This window comes from Donghicola tyrosinivorans, from assembly GCF_003003355.1.
Lineage (GTDB): Bacteria > Pseudomonadota > Alphaproteobacteria > Rhodobacterales > Rhodobacteraceae > Donghicola > Donghicola tyrosinivorans.
Genome location: NZ_PVTQ01000004.1, coordinates 218,551 through 234,632, shown reverse-complemented (window position 1 = coordinate 234,632; position 16,082 = coordinate 218,551). Strand labels below are relative to the sequence as shown.

10 protein-coding genes are annotated in these 16,082 nt (G+C 59.0%); 2 read left to right on the top strand and 8 right to left on the bottom strand.

The genetic code is table 11. The features are described from left to right. Positions 1 to 83: 83 nt before the first annotated feature. Genes mraY through mraZ form a run of 7 tightly spaced genes read right to left on the bottom strand, consistent with a single transcriptional unit; the run spans position 84 to position 7,748 of the window. On the bottom strand, positions 84 to 1,166 hold the full coding sequence (gene mraY / locus CLV74_RS08090; protein ID WP_106263724.1) for a phospho-N-acetylmuramoyl-pentapeptide-transferase: 1,083 nt from the start codon (positions 1,164 to 1,166) through the stop codon (positions 84 to 86). After that, positions 1,166 to 2,611: a UDP-N-acetylmuramoyl-tripeptide--D-alanyl-D-alanine ligase gene (locus CLV74_RS08085; protein WP_106263842.1), complete on the bottom strand. Its 1,446-nt coding sequence runs from the start codon at positions 2,609 to 2,611 to the stop codon at positions 1,166 to 1,168. The genes mraY and CLV74_RS08085 overlap by 1 nt, the downstream gene beginning before the upstream one ends. 5 nt (positions 2,612 to 2,616) lie before the next feature. Further along, on the bottom strand, positions 2,617 to 4,101 hold the full coding sequence (locus CLV74_RS08080) for a UDP-N-acetylmuramoyl-L-alanyl-D-glutamate--2,6-diaminopimelate ligase (RefSeq protein WP_106263723.1): 1,485 nt from the start codon (positions 4,099 to 4,101) through the stop codon (positions 2,617 to 2,619). Between the two features lie 22 nt (positions 4,102 to 4,123). After that, positions 4,124 to 5,908 carry a peptidoglycan D,D-transpeptidase FtsI family protein gene (locus CLV74_RS08075; protein WP_106263722.1) on the bottom strand — a complete coding sequence of 595 codons (1,785 nt, stop codon included), beginning with the start codon at positions 5,906 to 5,908 and terminating at the stop codon, positions 4,124 to 4,126. Continuing rightward, positions 5,905 to 6,252, bottom strand: a complete 348-nt coding sequence (gene ftsL, locus CLV74_RS08070; protein ID WP_106263721.1) for a cell division protein FtsL — start codon at positions 6,250 to 6,252, stop codon at positions 5,905 to 5,907. Before ftsL ends, CLV74_RS08075 begins: the two co-directional genes overlap by 4 nt. A 2-nt stretch (positions 6,253 to 6,254) precedes the next feature. Beyond that, a complete protein-coding gene (rsmH, locus tag CLV74_RS08065) occupies positions 6,255 to 7,241 on the bottom strand; it encodes a 16S rRNA (cytosine(1402)-N(4))-methyltransferase RsmH (RefSeq protein WP_106263720.1) in 987 nt (328 codons plus the stop codon). A gap of 15 nt (positions 7,242 to 7,256) precedes the next feature. Further along, positions 7,257 to 7,748 (bottom strand): division/cell wall cluster transcriptional repressor MraZ, encoded by a 492-nt coding sequence (gene mraZ / locus CLV74_RS08060; RefSeq protein WP_106263719.1) that lies wholly within the window; start codon positions 7,746 to 7,748, stop codon positions 7,257 to 7,259. 1,312 nt (positions 7,749 to 9,060) lie between these two features. On the opposite strand from mraZ, the gene CLV74_RS08055 reads away from it, so the two are divergent. Then, the gene (locus CLV74_RS08055; protein ID WP_106263718.1) at positions 9,061 to 9,282 is read left to right on the top strand and encodes a DUF1127 domain-containing protein; all 222 of its coding nucleotides are present in this window, start codon (positions 9,061 to 9,063) and stop codon (positions 9,280 to 9,282) included. Between the two features lie 435 nt (positions 9,283 to 9,717). On the opposite strand, the gene CLV74_RS08050 is transcribed toward CLV74_RS08055, so the two are convergent. Then, positions 9,718 to 12,114, bottom strand: coding sequence for an ATP-dependent helicase (locus CLV74_RS08050; protein ID WP_106263717.1), 2,397 nt, complete (start codon positions 12,112 to 12,114; stop codon positions 9,718 to 9,720). A 402-nt stretch (positions 12,115 to 12,516) separates the two neighbouring features. Here CLV74_RS08050 and CLV74_RS08045 point away from each other — a divergent pair, with 402 nt between their 5' ends. Continuing rightward, on the top strand, positions 12,517 to 15,960 hold the full coding sequence (locus CLV74_RS08045) for a pyruvate carboxylase (RefSeq protein ID WP_106263716.1): 3,444 nt from the start codon (positions 12,517 to 12,519) through the stop codon (positions 15,958 to 15,960). The last annotated feature ends 122 nt before the right edge of the window (positions 15,961 to 16,082 follow it).

The following is a 16,082-nucleotide window of genomic DNA, read 5'->3' as shown; positions in this document are numbered from 1 at the left end:
CCCCCTCCGGTCCAGAGGGGGCGCACGTCATGACGTTTGCCATACGTCTGCCATACGTTCAGCAGACCTTGATTTTGGCGGTTTTAGCGGACCTTCAGCGTCGCCAGACCCAGCATCGCGAGGATCAGGGCAATGATCCAGAAACGGATCACGATCTGGGGCTCGGCCCATCCCTTTTTCTCGTAGTGGTGGTGGATCGGTGCCATCAGGAAGACCCGCGTGCCGGTGCGCTTGAAGTAGGCGACCTGAATGATCACCGACAGGGCCTCGACAACGAAAAGGCCGCCGACGATGGCCAGAACGATCTCGTGCTTGGTGGCAACCGCGATCGCCCCCAATGCGCCGCCCAGAGCCAGCGATCCGGTGTCCCCCATGAAGACGGCCGCAGGCGGGGCGTTGTACCACAAAAAGCCCAAACCGCCGCCGATCAGGCCCATCACAAAGATTAAGATCTCGCCGGTGCCGGGGACATAGTGGACCTCAAGATATTCGGTAAAGTCCACGCGGCCCACCGCATAAGCGATGATCCCCAGTGCGGCTGACGCGATCATCACGGGCATGATCGCCAGACCGTCCAGACCATCGGTAAGGTTAACGGCATTGGCAGCACCCACGATCACAATCATCGCGAAGGGGATGAAGAAGTAGCCCAGATTAATCAGGGTATCCTTGAAGATCGGCAGGGCCAGACGGTAGGTCAGCTCATCGGGGTGATAGGCGCTGGCCCAGACCGACGCGATCAGCGCGATCAGAAACCCGAGGCCCAAACGGACCTTACCCGGCACGCCATTGACATTCTGCTTGCTGACTTTCGCGTAGTCATCTGCAAAGCCGATCAGCCCGAAACCCATTGTAACAAAAAGAACAATCCAGACGAAGGGGTTGTCCAGACGCGCCCACAGCAGGGTAGACGTCAGCAGCGCACCCACGATCAGCAAACCGCCCATCGTAGGGGTGCCTGCCTTGGAGAAATGCCCCTCAGGGCCATCGCTACGGATCGGCTGGCCTTTGCCCTGGCGCTTGCGCAGGACATTGATCAGCGGCGGACCAAACAGAAAGCCAAAGATCAGCGCGGTCCCGAAAGCCATACCGGCGCGGAAGGTAATATAACGGAACAGGTTAAAGAAATCGCCCCCGTCCGAGAGCTCGGTTAGCCAGTATAACATCAGGAGTCCTCTTGTTCGAACAGGGACGCGGGATGACCCAGTTTGCGTAGGGCGTCAACCACCAGCGACAGCTTCATGCTGTTCGATCCCTTAACCATCACCACATCACCAGCATCAACTGCGCCGCGCATCTTCTCGGCCATCTTGTCACTGGTTTCGGTGTGATAACCGCGTTTCTTCTCGGGCAGGGCCTGCCACAGATTGCGCATCAGTGGACCGACACAGTGAATTTTATCCACCTGCGCGACGGCAGGCAGATCGGCGATCCCTGCGTGCAGCGCCTCGGCGGTCCGGCCCAACTCGCCCATATCCCCCAGCACCGCAATCTTACGCCCACGGGCAAAGCGGCCCACGCCATTGCCCGTATGAGCCACGGCCAGAACCTCTAGTGCGGCCCCAAGCGAGGCAGGGTTCGAGTTATAGCTTTCGTCAATCAATTCAAAGACCTGACGGGAATCCGCGCGATCCAGATAAATCGGCTCACGGGCACCGCGGCCTTTGACGGCCTCCCACTGCGCCAGATCGGAAATCGCCACAGCACGGTCCAGTTTCCACGCCTGCACCAGTGTCATCACCGACAGGGCATTCAGGGCGAAATGGCGACCGGGGGCATGAACTTTGTAAAGCAGCCGCGTGCGCCAGCACCTTGCGCGGGCAACGGTTGTTTCATCATTCAGCTGCACCGAGGTCATGCGGCTGAAACAGCCTTTGCTCTCGCCAAAGGTACGCACCTGCGCACCTGCCGCTTCGGCCTTTTCCACAAGAATATGCGAGGTTTGCAGGTCCCCGTTCAGGATTGCAATACCGCCGGGCTTCAGCCCTTCGATGATCGAGGCTTTCTCATGGGCGATGCCCTCAAGACTTTCAAACGCCGCCAGGTGCGAGGGCGCGACGATGGTCACGATCACTGCATCAGGTGCGGCCAGCTTGGACAGCGGCGCGATTTCACCGGGGTTGCTCATACCGATTTCGATGACCGCGAATTTGGCATCCTTGGGCATCCGCGCCAGCGTCAGCGGCACGCCCCAATGATTATTGTAGCTGGCTTCGGCCGCATGAACCTTGCCCTGCCCGCCCAGAACCGTGCGCAGCATTTCCTTGGTCGAGGTCTTCCCGACCGAGCCGGTCACCCCAACCACTTTCGCTTTGGTGCGGGCGCGGGCGGCGCGGCCGAGATCCTCAAGACCTTGCAAAACATCGTCCACGACCAGCAGCGGAGCATCCGCAGGCAGGCCATCGGGAATGCGGCTGACCAGCGCGGCCCCTGCCCCAGCGGCCAGCGCCTGCGCTACAAAATCATGTCCGTCCCGCGCAGCCTTCAAGGCCACAAACAAATCGCCCTTTTTCAGGGTGCGGGTATCAATCGAAACACCATGGACCTGCCAGTCCGTGGTTGCCCGTCCGCCCGTGGCGGCAGCGGCCTCGTCCGAGGTCCAAAGGGGCACAGAAGTCATGCAATCTTTCCATCAAGTACGGCCACCGCAAGGCTGGCCTGTTCTACGTCATCAAACGGGTATGTCACGTCGCCAACGATTTGACCGGTTTCATGACCCTTGCCCGCGATCAAAAGCGCGTCACCGGGACCAAGGGCATCGGTCGCACGCAGGATCGCCTCGGCGCGGTCACCAACCTCAAAGGCATTGGGACAGCCAAGCATCACCTCGGCACGGATCGCGGCGGGGTCTTCGCTGCGCGGGTTATCGTCGGTCACAAAGACCAGATCAGCATTGGCGGCAGCGGCCTCGCCCATAAGGGGGCGCTTGGTGCGGTCCCGATCGCCGCCCGCGCCGACAATGGCGATGATCCGGCCCATCACATGGGGCTGCATCGCCTTCAGCGCCTTGGCCACTGCATCAGGCGTATGGGCATAGTCCACAAAGACCGACGCCCCATTGGTACGCGTCGCCGCCAGCTGCATTCGTCCGCGCACCGTGCGCAGGGACGGCAGGGCCGCCATCACATCGTTAAAGGCAACGCCGGTAGCCATGACCAAGCCAACGGCAATCAGCACGTTCTCGGCCTGAAAACCGCCGATAAGGTTCAAACGCACCATAGCCACCTGCCCGTCATAGGACAGACGCACATCCTGCCCCGTGCCGTCAAAGCGCTGCGCGGTCAGTTGCAGATCGGCATCCTCATGGCGGCCCACGGTCAGGACGCAACGCCCATCTTCCAACATCTGGTCGGCCAGACCCGCGATGCGCGGATCGTCGATGTTCAGAACAGCGGTGCCTTCATCGGACAGCACCCGATCAAAAAGACCCTGCTTGGCGGCGAAATATTCGTCGAAGGTGTGGTGATAATCCAGATGGTCTTGGGTGAAGTTGGTAAAGCCCGCAGCCTTCAAACGCACTGCATCCAAGCGGCGTTGCGCAAGGCCGTGGCTGCTGGCCTCCATCGCGGCATGGGTGATGCCTGCCTCTGCGGCGCCTGCCAATGCGCGGTGCAGGGTGATCGGCTCTGGCGTAGTGTGGTGCAGCGGCGCTTCCCAGTCGCCCTCAACGCCGGTGGTCCCAAGGTTCACAGCCGGAAGACCCAGCGCCTGCCAGATCTGGCGGGTAAAGCTGGCGACCGAGGTTTTGCCGTTGGTCCCTGTCACTGCCACCATGTTCTCGGGCTGGCGACCGAACCAAAGGGCTGCGGCATAGGCCAAAGCTGCGCGAGGCTCTTCGGTCACAACCAAAGCGGCACCGGCGGCTTTGATCTCGGGCCCTGCCAGTTCAGCACCAGCGGCATCAGTCAGAATCGCGGCGGCCCCATTTTCAAGGGCGGCGGTCACGAAAGCTGCCCCGTGGACCTTCACACCGGGCAGAGCGGCGAAAAGATGCCCCTGCGCGACGGCGCGGCTGTCCACGCTGATGCCTGTCACGGACGGATTTTGACCGGACCGGGCAGTCAGACCCAGTTCTGCTAGTGTCTTTTGACTGCCGCTCATCTCAAATGCCTTCTGTGCCGGGTCAGTTGTTGGTGACTGTTACATCACCCAGTGCCAGAGGTTCAATCTCGGGTCGCAGTCCAAGCAGGGGTGCGACGCGACGGATCAGCTCTGCTGCGACAGGAACCGCCGTCCAACCGGCAGTTCTGCGCGGCTCGCTGCCCATGCGGTCCTCGGGTTCGTCCAAAGTCACGATCAGAACGTACTTGGGATCGTGGGCGGGAAAGGTGCTGGCGAAGGTCGCGATCACCCTGTCATCATAGTAGCCGCCCGTAGGCTTGGGCTTATCTGCTGTGCCTGTTTTGCCGCCCACCGCATAACCCGGCACGTTGCCAAAGCTGGCAGTGCCTTCGGTCACAACCTTGCGCAGCATCATGCGGGCCTCTGCGGAAACACGTTCTGACAAGACACGCTCGCCACTTTGGGGGCCGTTTTGCTTGATCAGGGTCGGGCGAATACGGGTGCCACCGTTCACAACGCTGGCATAAGCCGCAGCCAGATGGACCGGAGACACTGACAAACCGTGACCATAAGAGATCGTCATGGACGACAGCTCGGACCATTTCGCGGGGGTCAGCGGCTTGGCGCCAGAAGCCTCGACCATTTCCACCGGCGGAACGTCCAACAGACCCAGCGATTTCAGGAAGGCCTGCTGACGATCACCGCCGATCATGATGGCCAGACGCGCCGTCCCGATGTTCGAGGATTCGACGATCACATTGGTGACCGACAGCTGCGGGCCGTAGTTGTGGAAATCGCGGATCGTGAACCGGCCCCATTTCATAGGCCCTTTGGTGTCGATCATCGTCTCTGAGTTCACCAACCCCAGTTCCAACGCCTGTGCCGCAGCAAAGATCTTGAAGGTCGAGCCAAGCTCATACACCCCTTGAAGCGCGCGGTTGAACAGGGGCGAGGCGCTGGGGTCTTTGCCCTTAACCAGAGGGTTGGGACGGTTGTTGGGGTCAAAGTCGGGCAGACTGACCAGACTGATCAACTCGCCTGTTTTGGCATCCATCAGCACAGCCGCCGCACCCTTGGCGTTCATGATGCCCATGCCGCCGGCCAGAACACGCTCGATCGTGGCCTGAACGGTCAAATCCAGCGAAAGTTGTAGCGGCGAGCCGCCATTGGCCGGATCGCGCAACCAGCTGTCAAAGGTCTTTTCTACCCCTGCCACGCCGATCACCTCGGCGGCATGGACGCCTTCGCGGCCAAAGCTGGACCCGCCCAAAACATGGCTGGCGATCCGACCGTTGGGATAAAGGCGGGTTTCACGGGGGCCGAACAAAAGACCGGGATCACCGATATCATGGACCGCCTGCATCTGTTCAGGCGACAGGGTCTTGCGGACCCAAACGAATTTACGCCTTCCGGTGAAGTCCTTAACCAGTCGATCTTCATCCACATCAGGGAAGATCGCCTTCAGCTCTTTCGCGACCCGAATAGGGTCAATCATCTGCTGGGGCTGAGCGTAAAGGGCGTGTGTATCGATATTGGTGGCCAGAATGCGTCCGCGGCGATCGACGATATCCGCCCGCTGCGCCACGATCTGACTACCTGCAATCGTCGTCGTCGGCTCTTCCGGTTCGGTCGAAGCCAGCAGCGCCATACGGCTTCCAACCAGAATGAAGCCGCAAAAGAACACCATCCCCATCACGATCAGGCGCATCTCGGCGCGGGTGCGCATCTTGTCCCGCATTTGCTCGTGGCGCAGACGCAGGTTCTCGCGCTCGATCGCATCGGGGTTCTCCCCCTTGTCGCGGGCCTGAAGAATACGGGCCAGTGGACGCAGAGGGGTGCGGATCATTGCAGATCCTCCATATTCGAGACCTCGACGGTCCCTTCGATGGTCAGATCATCTTTCGGCAGGGGGTAGGTGATCTGGTCTACCTTGCCGAAATGTTCCGGGGTCATCGGCAGCAGGCCAAGACTGTCAAAATTCAACTCAGCCAGATCGCGCAGACGGTCGGGACGGTTCTGATAGGCCCATTCTGCCCGCAGCACCGCCAACCGTTCCCGCTGTGCAGTGATCTGGCGGCCCACATTGCGTGCCTGATCCAGTGATGCCTGCGTGCGGTAATTCTCGCCATAGGCCCAATAGGCCAGCGACATCACGGCAATGGCTGTAACAAGACAGAACAGAGTACGCATCGTCAGCCCTTCCTTTTCAGCCGGGGCAAGCCCAGAGCATCTTCATCCACATCACCGGCAGGCGCAGAGGTCCGCACGGCCACCCGCAGCTTTGCCGAACGCGAGCGCGGGTTGATCTTCAACTCTTCTTCATCAGGCGCGATCGCCTTTCTAGGCGTCAATTTGAAACGCTCGATAGGCTGTTCGGTCTCGGGCGCATAGCGGTTCGACCGCCCGCCCCCGCCCGACGCCATCGTCAGATAGCGTTTGACGATCCGGTCCTCGATGGAATGGAAGGTCACAACGGCCAGTTTGCCACCGGGTTTCAGAGCGCGTTCAGCCGCACGCAGACCGCCTAGAAGCTCTTCATATTCGTCATTTACCGCGATGCGCAGCGCCTGAAAGCTGCGGGTTGCGGGATGGGCCTGACCGGGTTTGGGACGCGGCAGGCAGCTTTCGATGATCTCGGTCAGACGCAGCGTGGTGGTGATCGGCGCCACGGCCCGCGCCTTTACAATCGCCTTAGCGATCCGGCGGGAAGCCCGCTCTTCCCCGAAGAGATAGATAATGTCGGCCAGTTGCGCCTCTGTGGCCTCATTCACCAGATCCGCCGCCGAGGGGCCGTCTTGGCTCATCCGCATGTCCACCGGGCCATCCTTCATAAAGGAAAAGCCACGCTCGGCCAGATCCAGCTGCATCGAGCTGACACCGAGGTCCAGCACCACCCCATCAAGGTTTTGTGCATATTCATCAAGACGCGAAAATACACCGCGTACGAACTCGATCCGGCCTTCGTATTCACCAATCCACGACTGGGCCATTTCAAAGGCAAGCGGATCGCGATCAACACCGATCACCTTATCGGCACCCGCCGCGAGCAATTCGCGCGTATAGCCCCCTGCCCCGAACGTCCCGTCCAGCCACACACCGGACACAGGCGCCACCGCCGCCACCAGCGGACGGATCAGAACCGGAATATGCGGTGCGTCAGAGGTGGGTGCGTGGGACATATATGAGGGCTTTCCTTAGAGGTATGCTGAAGGATCCAGATCGGGATCGAAATCGTCGTCTGCTTCCAGACCGATCCCGTGATGCTCATTATATGTTTCGGGCTTCCAGATCTCGAACTGGTCGACTTTACCGGCGAAGAACGCCGATCCGTCCAGATCGATCTTGTTACGCAATTTTGCAGGAAGTACCAGACGGCCCGTCTCGTCCACGCTCAAGGTCATGGCGTTGGTCGAGTACATCTGTTCCAGAACTTTGCGGCGCTTGTCGCCACGGGGGAATGTTTCGATCCTGTCATAGATCTCTTCGATTGCTTGAATCGTGAAACATTCCAAGTAGTTACGGCGATAATCGCCATAAACGATCACCAGTTTGGGCTGATTTTCACCTTCGCGATAATCGGGGTCACCTTCGCAGAGGACACGGCGAAAGTCGGCGGGAATCGAGACCCTCCCCTTTGTATCGACCTTGTTTAGGTCGCTGCCTATGAACCTCAGTTTGCGGCTCACTGCCCTCTCCAGCCCAGGTTTTCGTTGCTCATTGCCGTTAAACGAAACGGCGGGTTGAGCGTCTGCCACTGCTCAACCCGCCGCCCTCGTCCCACTACTGGGTGTCCGACTGTGCAAGCCACCTGGGGGGATGTTATTCGCCCGCCAATCGGATCTCTTTATTTCGATGATGCGAGCTGCCTGTATGAAACCTGCTAGAGCCTTTATTTGGGATCTGACGTCCCTTTTTGTGTGCTCGTCTCATCGTGTGACTTAGGGATGCCATGGGAATTCATGGTAATCAACGGTTTTTTTCGGCACCTCCGGCCGATACCCATGTGGATAACCGTCGGGATAACTCTCATTTGGACACGGATTCGTGAGAATTTGCGACAGATATCGGTGATACCGTTTACCAAGACACAGGATATAGTGCACCCACCTGTGGACAAAAACGTCCCACAATTTCCCAAAAAAAGTTCCTTATTGCCCAAATGCGCCCCACCCTCCCCCTTCGGACACACCCCGAAGAGACAAATTTTCGATTCGAATCTGAGAGTTTAGCGGTGAGTCTTCATCAAAATGCCCGAGTCAGCCCAACTCGGCCCATAATTTCCCAAAACGAGACAACAGGACCTGGAAGACGTCCCATAAAATCCCACTACGGGCGGCAAATGCCGGACAAATATGGAACAAAGCCTGAAAACCCCACGCAAGGCGGAGGCGATCTCGACCAATCAGACCGTTCGTTGCGCGAAACTGCGAACGAAACGTTAACAGATGCGAACGCCCTATCACGCGACGCGATAGATTGGGACCGTGTGGGAATGCCCGGCCCTCCGGCCGCAAAAATGGCTCGCAGAGCAGCATCAACCGCAAGGCCTGACGACGCGTTCCGGCCGCGCCCATATATGCCCTATATATAGAGGGCCCAATTTTCCCGCTTACCCGTTACTCACGCGCCATCAGAGTACACCCACGAGCACACCCAAATGATGCAACTGCAGCATTCCGGGCGGCCAGAAGGTAAGGAAAACCGGAATTTAACTCAACGAAGGCAAAGATTTCTGCGCTGCGGCGGCGATTTTCGCGTCACAACCAGAGATAGCTATGCGCTGAACACATACTATCACCCGATGTTCAAAGCACTTTGAGAGCCACATATAACTATTTTGCTGCATTTTTAGGCATAGCGCAAACCGGATGACATATGCGCCAAGCGCATAGCAGCATTGAACCAAAGGCGGATTGTGCATTCGCAGCATTTGCGTACATTTGATCTCAACAGGGCACACCTTTCGGGGGCCCGATGATACGAATGAAGGTTGTAACGATGGCATACGCTACCGATATCCACGCCAACGGCGTTTCGCACAGCTCGCTTGGTCTGATCGAAGGCCTGAAGCAGCGCTTTGCGCACTACCGTCTTGTGCGCCGCACCTACAACGAACTGAACGCGCTGTCGAACCGCGAACTGGCAGACATGGGTCTGCACCGCTCGCAGATCACCAGCCTGGCGATCGAAGCGGCAAACGAGCACTTCAGCGCGAAGTAAGTTCCCGAATTCAGAGAGCTTCTCCTCCCTTTGCTCTCTGGAATCCGGCGATGGTGCTTCTCCTCCTCCCTAGTGCCATCGCCACCCCAATTCGGAATTCAGGGATCTCTCTCCTCCTCCCTGAGATGACTGAATTCCGCGACGATCCGCTCCTCCCTTGGATCGTCGCACCCCAACAACGAGATCAGACGGCTCTCTCCTCCTCCCTGAGCCTTCTGTGATCTGGCGGTGATGCTCTCCTCCTCCCTGCATCACCGCCTCCTAATTCAGAGATCAGACGGTCCTCTCCTCCTCCCTGGACCTTCTGTATTTTAGCGGTGGCACCTCTCCTCCTCCCTGGTGTCACCGCTTTTTCATTTCCGGAACATGCAGACGAAAAAGCCGCCCCTGAGGGCGGCTTTGTTTGAGTATTTATGCAATAAAGAAGCGGGCTTTTTAGAACGGGATATCGTCCGGCGCGGTCACAAAGCGCGCGACAACCTTTTTGGTGCCGGCCTTCTCAAACTCGATTTCCAGTTTGTCGCCTTCAATCGCGATCACCAATCCGTAGCCGAATTTCTGGTGGAACACCCGATCCCCAACCGTGTGGGAACTGATCGCCTGCGCGTCGATTGTCGGTGCGCGGGATTCGCGGGGCTGGGTGGTGGGACGCTGACTGCCTCGCTCTTGCAGGCGGCGCCAACCGGGCGAATTGTAGACATTCGCGCTGGCCGCCGCATTATCAAGACGCGAGGCACCATAATCGCCACCGCCATAGAGGCCGGGCGGCGTCAGAACCTCCACATGATCTTCGGGCAATTCATCAATGAAGCGGGACGGCATCTGGCTTTGCCATTGGCCATAGACCCGCCGGTTACCCGCAAAACTGATCGTCGCCAGTTCTTCGGCGCGGGTGATGCCCACATAGGCCAATCGGCGCTCTTCTTCGAGGCCCTTGAGACCCGTTTCATCCATCGCGCGCTGGGATGGGAAAAGGCCATCCTCCCAGCCGGGCAGGAAGACCACCGGAAACTCCAGCCCTTTGGCCGCGTGCAGGGTCATGATCGAGACCTTTTCCCCTTCGGCGTCGGAATCATTGTCCATCACGAGACTGACGTGTTCGAGGAATCCCTGCAGGTTCTCAAAGGATTCCAGCGCCTTGACCAGTTCTTTGAGGTTTTCCAACCGGCCGGGCGCTTCGGGCGTTTTGTCGTTCTGCCACATGGTTGTGTAGCCGGATTCGTCCAGAATGACTTCGGCCAGTTCGATGTGGGACAACGCGCGCTCTGGCAGGGATTCGTCGATGATCACGTCATCTTCGTCGGCCACATAGCTGGCCGAGGTATGGCTACGGGCGATTTCCGACCAGCGGGCGATGCTATCAACCAGAGTGCGCAGCTCTTTCGCACCTTTGCCGCCGATTCCCTTTTCGTCCAGCAGGATACGCGCGCCTTCCAGCAGCGAAACCCCATGACGGCGGGCCGCGTTCTGGATGTTCTGCTGCGCCTTGTCCCCAAGGCCGCGTTTGGGCGTGTTCACGATCCGCTCAAAGGCCAGATCATCGTCGTTCGAGCAGACCACACGGAAATAGGCCATCGCATCGCGAATCTCGAGCCGCTCATAGAAGCGCGGCCCGCCGATCACGCGGTAGGGCAAGCCAATGGTCAGGAAACGGTCTTCAAAGCCACGCATCTGGTGCGAGGCGCGCACCAGAATCGCCATATCATCCAGCGAATAGGGGCGCAGGCCACGGGTGCCGCGCTGAAGGGATTCGACCTCTTCTCCGATCCAGCGAGCCTCTTCCTCGCCATCCCAATGGCCGATCAGACGGACCTTTTCGCCTTCGTCCTTGGCGGTCCAGAGTTCTTTGCCCAAACGCGCCTCATTCCCGCGGATCACGTTCGAGGCAGCGGCCAGGATATGAGGGGTCGAGCGGTAGTTCTGCTCAAGGCGCACCACATGGGCGCCTTCAAAGTCCTTTTCGAACCGCAGGATGTTGCCCACTTCGGCGCCGCGCCAGCCGTAGATCGACTGGTCGTCATCGCCCACGCAGCAGATATTCCTGTGACCCTGCGCCAGAAGGCGCAACCATAGATATTGGGCGACGTTGGTATCCTGATATTCGTCCACAAGCACGTATTTGAACCAACGCTGGTACTGTTGCAGCACATCCGGATGGCGCTGGAAGATCACCACCATGTGCAGCAAGAGGTCATCGAAATCGACCGCGTTCAATTCGCGCAGGCGGTTCTGATAGGCCGCGTATAGTTCGACCCCGCGATTATTGAAGGCCGCAGCCTCGCCCCCCGGCACCTGATCAGGCGTCCAGCAGCGGTTCTTCCAGTTACCGATAATCCCCGACAGTTGCCGCGCGGGCCAGCGCTTGTCGTCAATATTATAGGCTTGCAGCAATTGCTTCAGCAGGCGGATCTGATCGTCCGTGTCCAAAATGGTGAAGTTCGATTTCAGGTCCACCAGTTCCGCATGACGACGCAGCAGCTTGACGCAGATCGAGTGGAAGGTCCCAAGCCACGGCATCCCCTCAACCGCCTGCCCCATCAAACGGCCCACGCGCTCTTTCATCTCGCGCGCGGCTTTGTTGGTGAACGTCACGGCCAGAATCTCATTCGGTCGTGCACGACCAGTATTCAGCAGATGGGCAATCCGGCAGGTCAGCGCCTTGGTCTTGCCCGTCCCTGCCCCCGCCAGCATCAGCACAGGACCATCCATCGCCTCAACCGCTTCGCGCTGCGCGGGGTTGAGATCGTCCAAATAAGGCGTTGGCCGCGCGGCCATCGCACGGGCGGACAGGGAAGCGCCTTCGAAGGCGTCGAATTCGTCAAAGCTGCTCATGGGGGAAATCTAGCGGGGGTACCACAAAAGGGAAAGAGGTGTTCTCATATTGTTCACGCGACTTTTCGAAGAAAAACCAAAGTTTGCAAATTATCTTTTACATTGCTGTGATCCGCAGAAAACACGCAAATTTGCAAATTTTTCAACTTTAAGAATTTGATATGTATGAGTTTTTGGACAAGTTAGTTAACCAATACGTTATCGCAACCAGCCTTCCACGGGCAAAAGTGTGTGAAATTTCGCACTTGCGAACGGCTGTAAAATCCTCACGCTGCAAGCGCAGCAACTTGCTTGCACTCTGAAATACAACGATTGTTAACGCTATCAGGGGAGATTGGCGTTAGCGATTTCATGTCGTACGTCAATCGTACGCATAACCAGTGGGACTGTCGGGAACCAACTATGACCGAGTTTAAGAAAATTCTCATCGCAAACCGGGGTGAAATCGCCATCCGTGTCATGCGTGCCGCAAACGAGATGGGCAAGAAAACCGTCGCCGTTTACGCGGAAGAAGACAAACTGAGCTTGCACCGTTTCAAGGCGGACGAGGCCTATCGCATCGGCGAAGGCATGGGCCCTGTGGCCGCCTATCTCTCCATCTCCGAAATCATCCGCGTGGCCAAGGAATGTGGCGCGGACGCGATTCACCCGGGCTATGGCCTGCTGTCGGAGAACCCCGATTTCGTTGAGGCCTGCGCCAAGAACGGGATCACCTTTATCGGCCCGAAGGCCGAGACCATGCGCGCCCTTGGTGACAAAGCCAGTGCCCGCCGCGTCGCGATTGAGGCAGGGGTTCCCGTCATTCCCGCGACCGAGGTCCTTGGCACCGACATGGAGGCCATCAAGAAAGAGGCTGCCGAGATCGGCTATCCCCTGATGCTGAAAGCATCGTGGGGCGGCGGTGGTCGCGGCATGCGCCCCATTGAAGCGGAATCGGAACTGGCCACCAAGGTCAGCGAAGGTCGCCGTGAAGCCGAAGCCGCATTCGGCAACGGCGAAGGTTATCTGGAAAAGATGATCATCCGCGCCCGCCACGTCGAGGTACAGATCCTTGGCGACAAGCACGGTGGCATCTATCACCTGTGGGAGCGGGACTGCTCGGTCCAGCGCCGCAACCAGAAGGTCGTGGAACGGGCCCCTGCCCCCTACCTGACCGAAGAACAGCGCACTGAACTGTGTGAACTGGGCAAAAAGATCTGCGCCCATGTGAACTATGAATGTGCCGGTACCGTCGAATTCCTGATGGATATGGAATCGGGCAACTTCTACTTCATCGAGGTGAACCCCCGCGTTCAGGTGGAACACACCGTCACCGAGGAAGTCACTGGCATCGATATTGTCCGCGCGCAGATTCTGATCGCGGAAGGCAAGACGCTGGAAGAGGCAACCGGCAAGGTTTCGCAGGACGATATCCAACTGAACGGTCACGCCCTTCAGTGCCGCGTAACCACCGAAGACCCGCAGAACAATTTTATCCCCGACTACGGCCGCATCACCACCTATCGCTCGGCGACCGGTATGGGCATCCGTCTGGATGGCGGCACGGCGTATTCCGGCGCGGTCATCACCCGCTACTACGATTCGCTGCTGACCAAAGTGACCGCTTGGGCCCCGACCCCCGAAGCGGCCATCGCCCGTATGGACCGTGCCCTGCGTGAATTCCGTATCCGCGGCGTCAGCACCAACATCGCCTTCGTCGAGAACCTGCTGAAGCACCCGACTTTCCTGTCGAACAAGTACACCACCAAGTTCATCGACACGACGCCCGAGCTGTTTGACTTTACCGCCCGCCGTGACCGCGGCACCAAGGTTCTGACCTATCTTGCGGACATCAGTGTCAACGGCCACCCCGAGACCGCAGGCCGTGTCAAACCCCGCATGGACATTCATCCCCGTGCGCCCCAGTTGATGGCCGATGCGCCTGCTGCGGGCAGCAAGACCCTGCTGGATGAAAAAGGTCCGCAGGCGGTGGCAGACTGGATGGCGGCGCAAAAGCAGCTTCTGCTGACCGACACCACCATGCGCGATGGGCATCAGTCGCTGCTGGCGACCCGTATGCGCTCGATCGACATGATCCGCGTGGCGCCTGCCTATGCCCATAACCTGCCGCAGCTGTTCAGCGTTGAATGCTGGGGCGGCGCGACGTTCGATGTGGCCTATCGCTTCTTGCAGGAATGCCCGTGGCAGCGTCTGCGCGATCTGCGCACCCGTATGCCCAACCTGCTGACCCAGATGCTGCTGCGCGGGGCCAATGGTGTGGGCTACACCAACTACCCCGACAACGTGGTCAAGTTCTTCGTCAAACAGGCGGCTGAAACCGGCGTGGATATCTTCCGCGTCTTCGACAGCCTCAACTGGGTCGAGAACATGCGCGTCGCGATGGATGCGGTTCTTGAGACCAACAAGATCCTCGAAGGCACCGTCTGCTACACCGGCGATATCCTGAACCCCGACCGCGCCAAGTACGACCTGAAATACTACGTCGGCATGGCGCAGGAACTGAAGGCGGCTGGCGCCCATATCCTTGGCCTCAAGGACATGGCTGGCCTTCTGAAGCCCGGCGCGGCCCGCGTGCTGGTCAAAGCCCTGAAAGAAGAGGTCGGCCTGCCCGTCCACTTCCATACCCATGACACCAGCGGCATCGCAGGGGCGACCATTCTGGCCGCAGCCGAGGCGGGCGTGGATGCAATTGATGTCGCCATGGATGCCTTCTCGGGTGGCACTTCACAAGCGGCTCTGGGCTCGATCGTCGAGGCTCTGCGCCATTCGGATCGTGACACCGGACTGGACGTAGAAGCCGTGCGCCAGATCAGCGATTACTGGGAACAAGTCCGCGCGCAATATGCAGCGTTCGAAAGCGGCCTCGCGTCGCCCTCGTCCGAGGTCTACCTGCACGAGATGCCCGGCGGCCAGTTCACCAACCTCAAGGCACAGGCCCGCAGCCTTGGCCTTGAAGAAAAGTGGCACGAAGTGGCGCACGCCTATGCGGACGTGAACCAGATGTTCGGCGACATTGTCAAAGTGACCCCCTCATCGAAGGTGGTCGGTGACATGGCCCTGATGATGGTCAGCCAAGGCCTGACCCGCGCCGATGTTGAGGACCCGAACCGCGATATCGCCTTCCCCGACTCGGTCGTGGATATGATGCGCGGCAATCTGGGCCAGCCTCCGGGCGGCTTCCCCGAAGGCATCATCAACAAGGTGCTGAAAGGCGAAAAGCCCAACACCGAGCGTCCGGGCCTGCACGCCAAGCCCATCGACATCGAAGAAACCCGTCTGGCCGCCACCAAAGAGCTGGATTTGGACGAGCCTCTGGATGACGAGGACCTGAACGGCTACCTGATGTACCCCAAGGTCTTCAGCGACTACGTGGCCCGTCACAAGACCTACGGCCCCGTACGGACCCTGCCCACCGGCAGCTTCTTCTACGGGATGGAGCCGGGTGACGAAATCAGCGTCGAGATTGACCCGGGCAAGACCCTTGAAATCCGTATGCAAGCTATGGGCGAAGCAGATGACAAGGGCGAGGTAAAGGTCTTCTTCGAACTGAACGGCCAGCCCCGTGTAATCCGTGTGCCGGATCGCAAGATCAAGGCAACCACCGCCATTCGTCCCAAGGCCGAGGCAGGCAATGCCAGCCACATCGGCGCGCCCATGCCGGGCGTCGTGGCGACGATTAGCGTCTCTGCGGGCCAGAAGGTCAACGAAGGCGATCTGATCCTGACGATCGAAGCCATGAAGATGGAAACCGGCCTGCACGCCGAAAAAGGTGGCGTTGTCAAAGCGGTACACGTCAAGCCGGGCGACCAGATCGACGCGAAAGACCTTTTGGTCGAACTGGAATAACCTGTTCCCGACACCTAAACGAAAAGGCGCATCTTCGGGTGCGCCTTTTTTATTTCGCCCCTCTTCCCACGGCGAATGAGACCCACCATCTAGCAATCTGGCACCTCTTGCGTCCTTGGGAA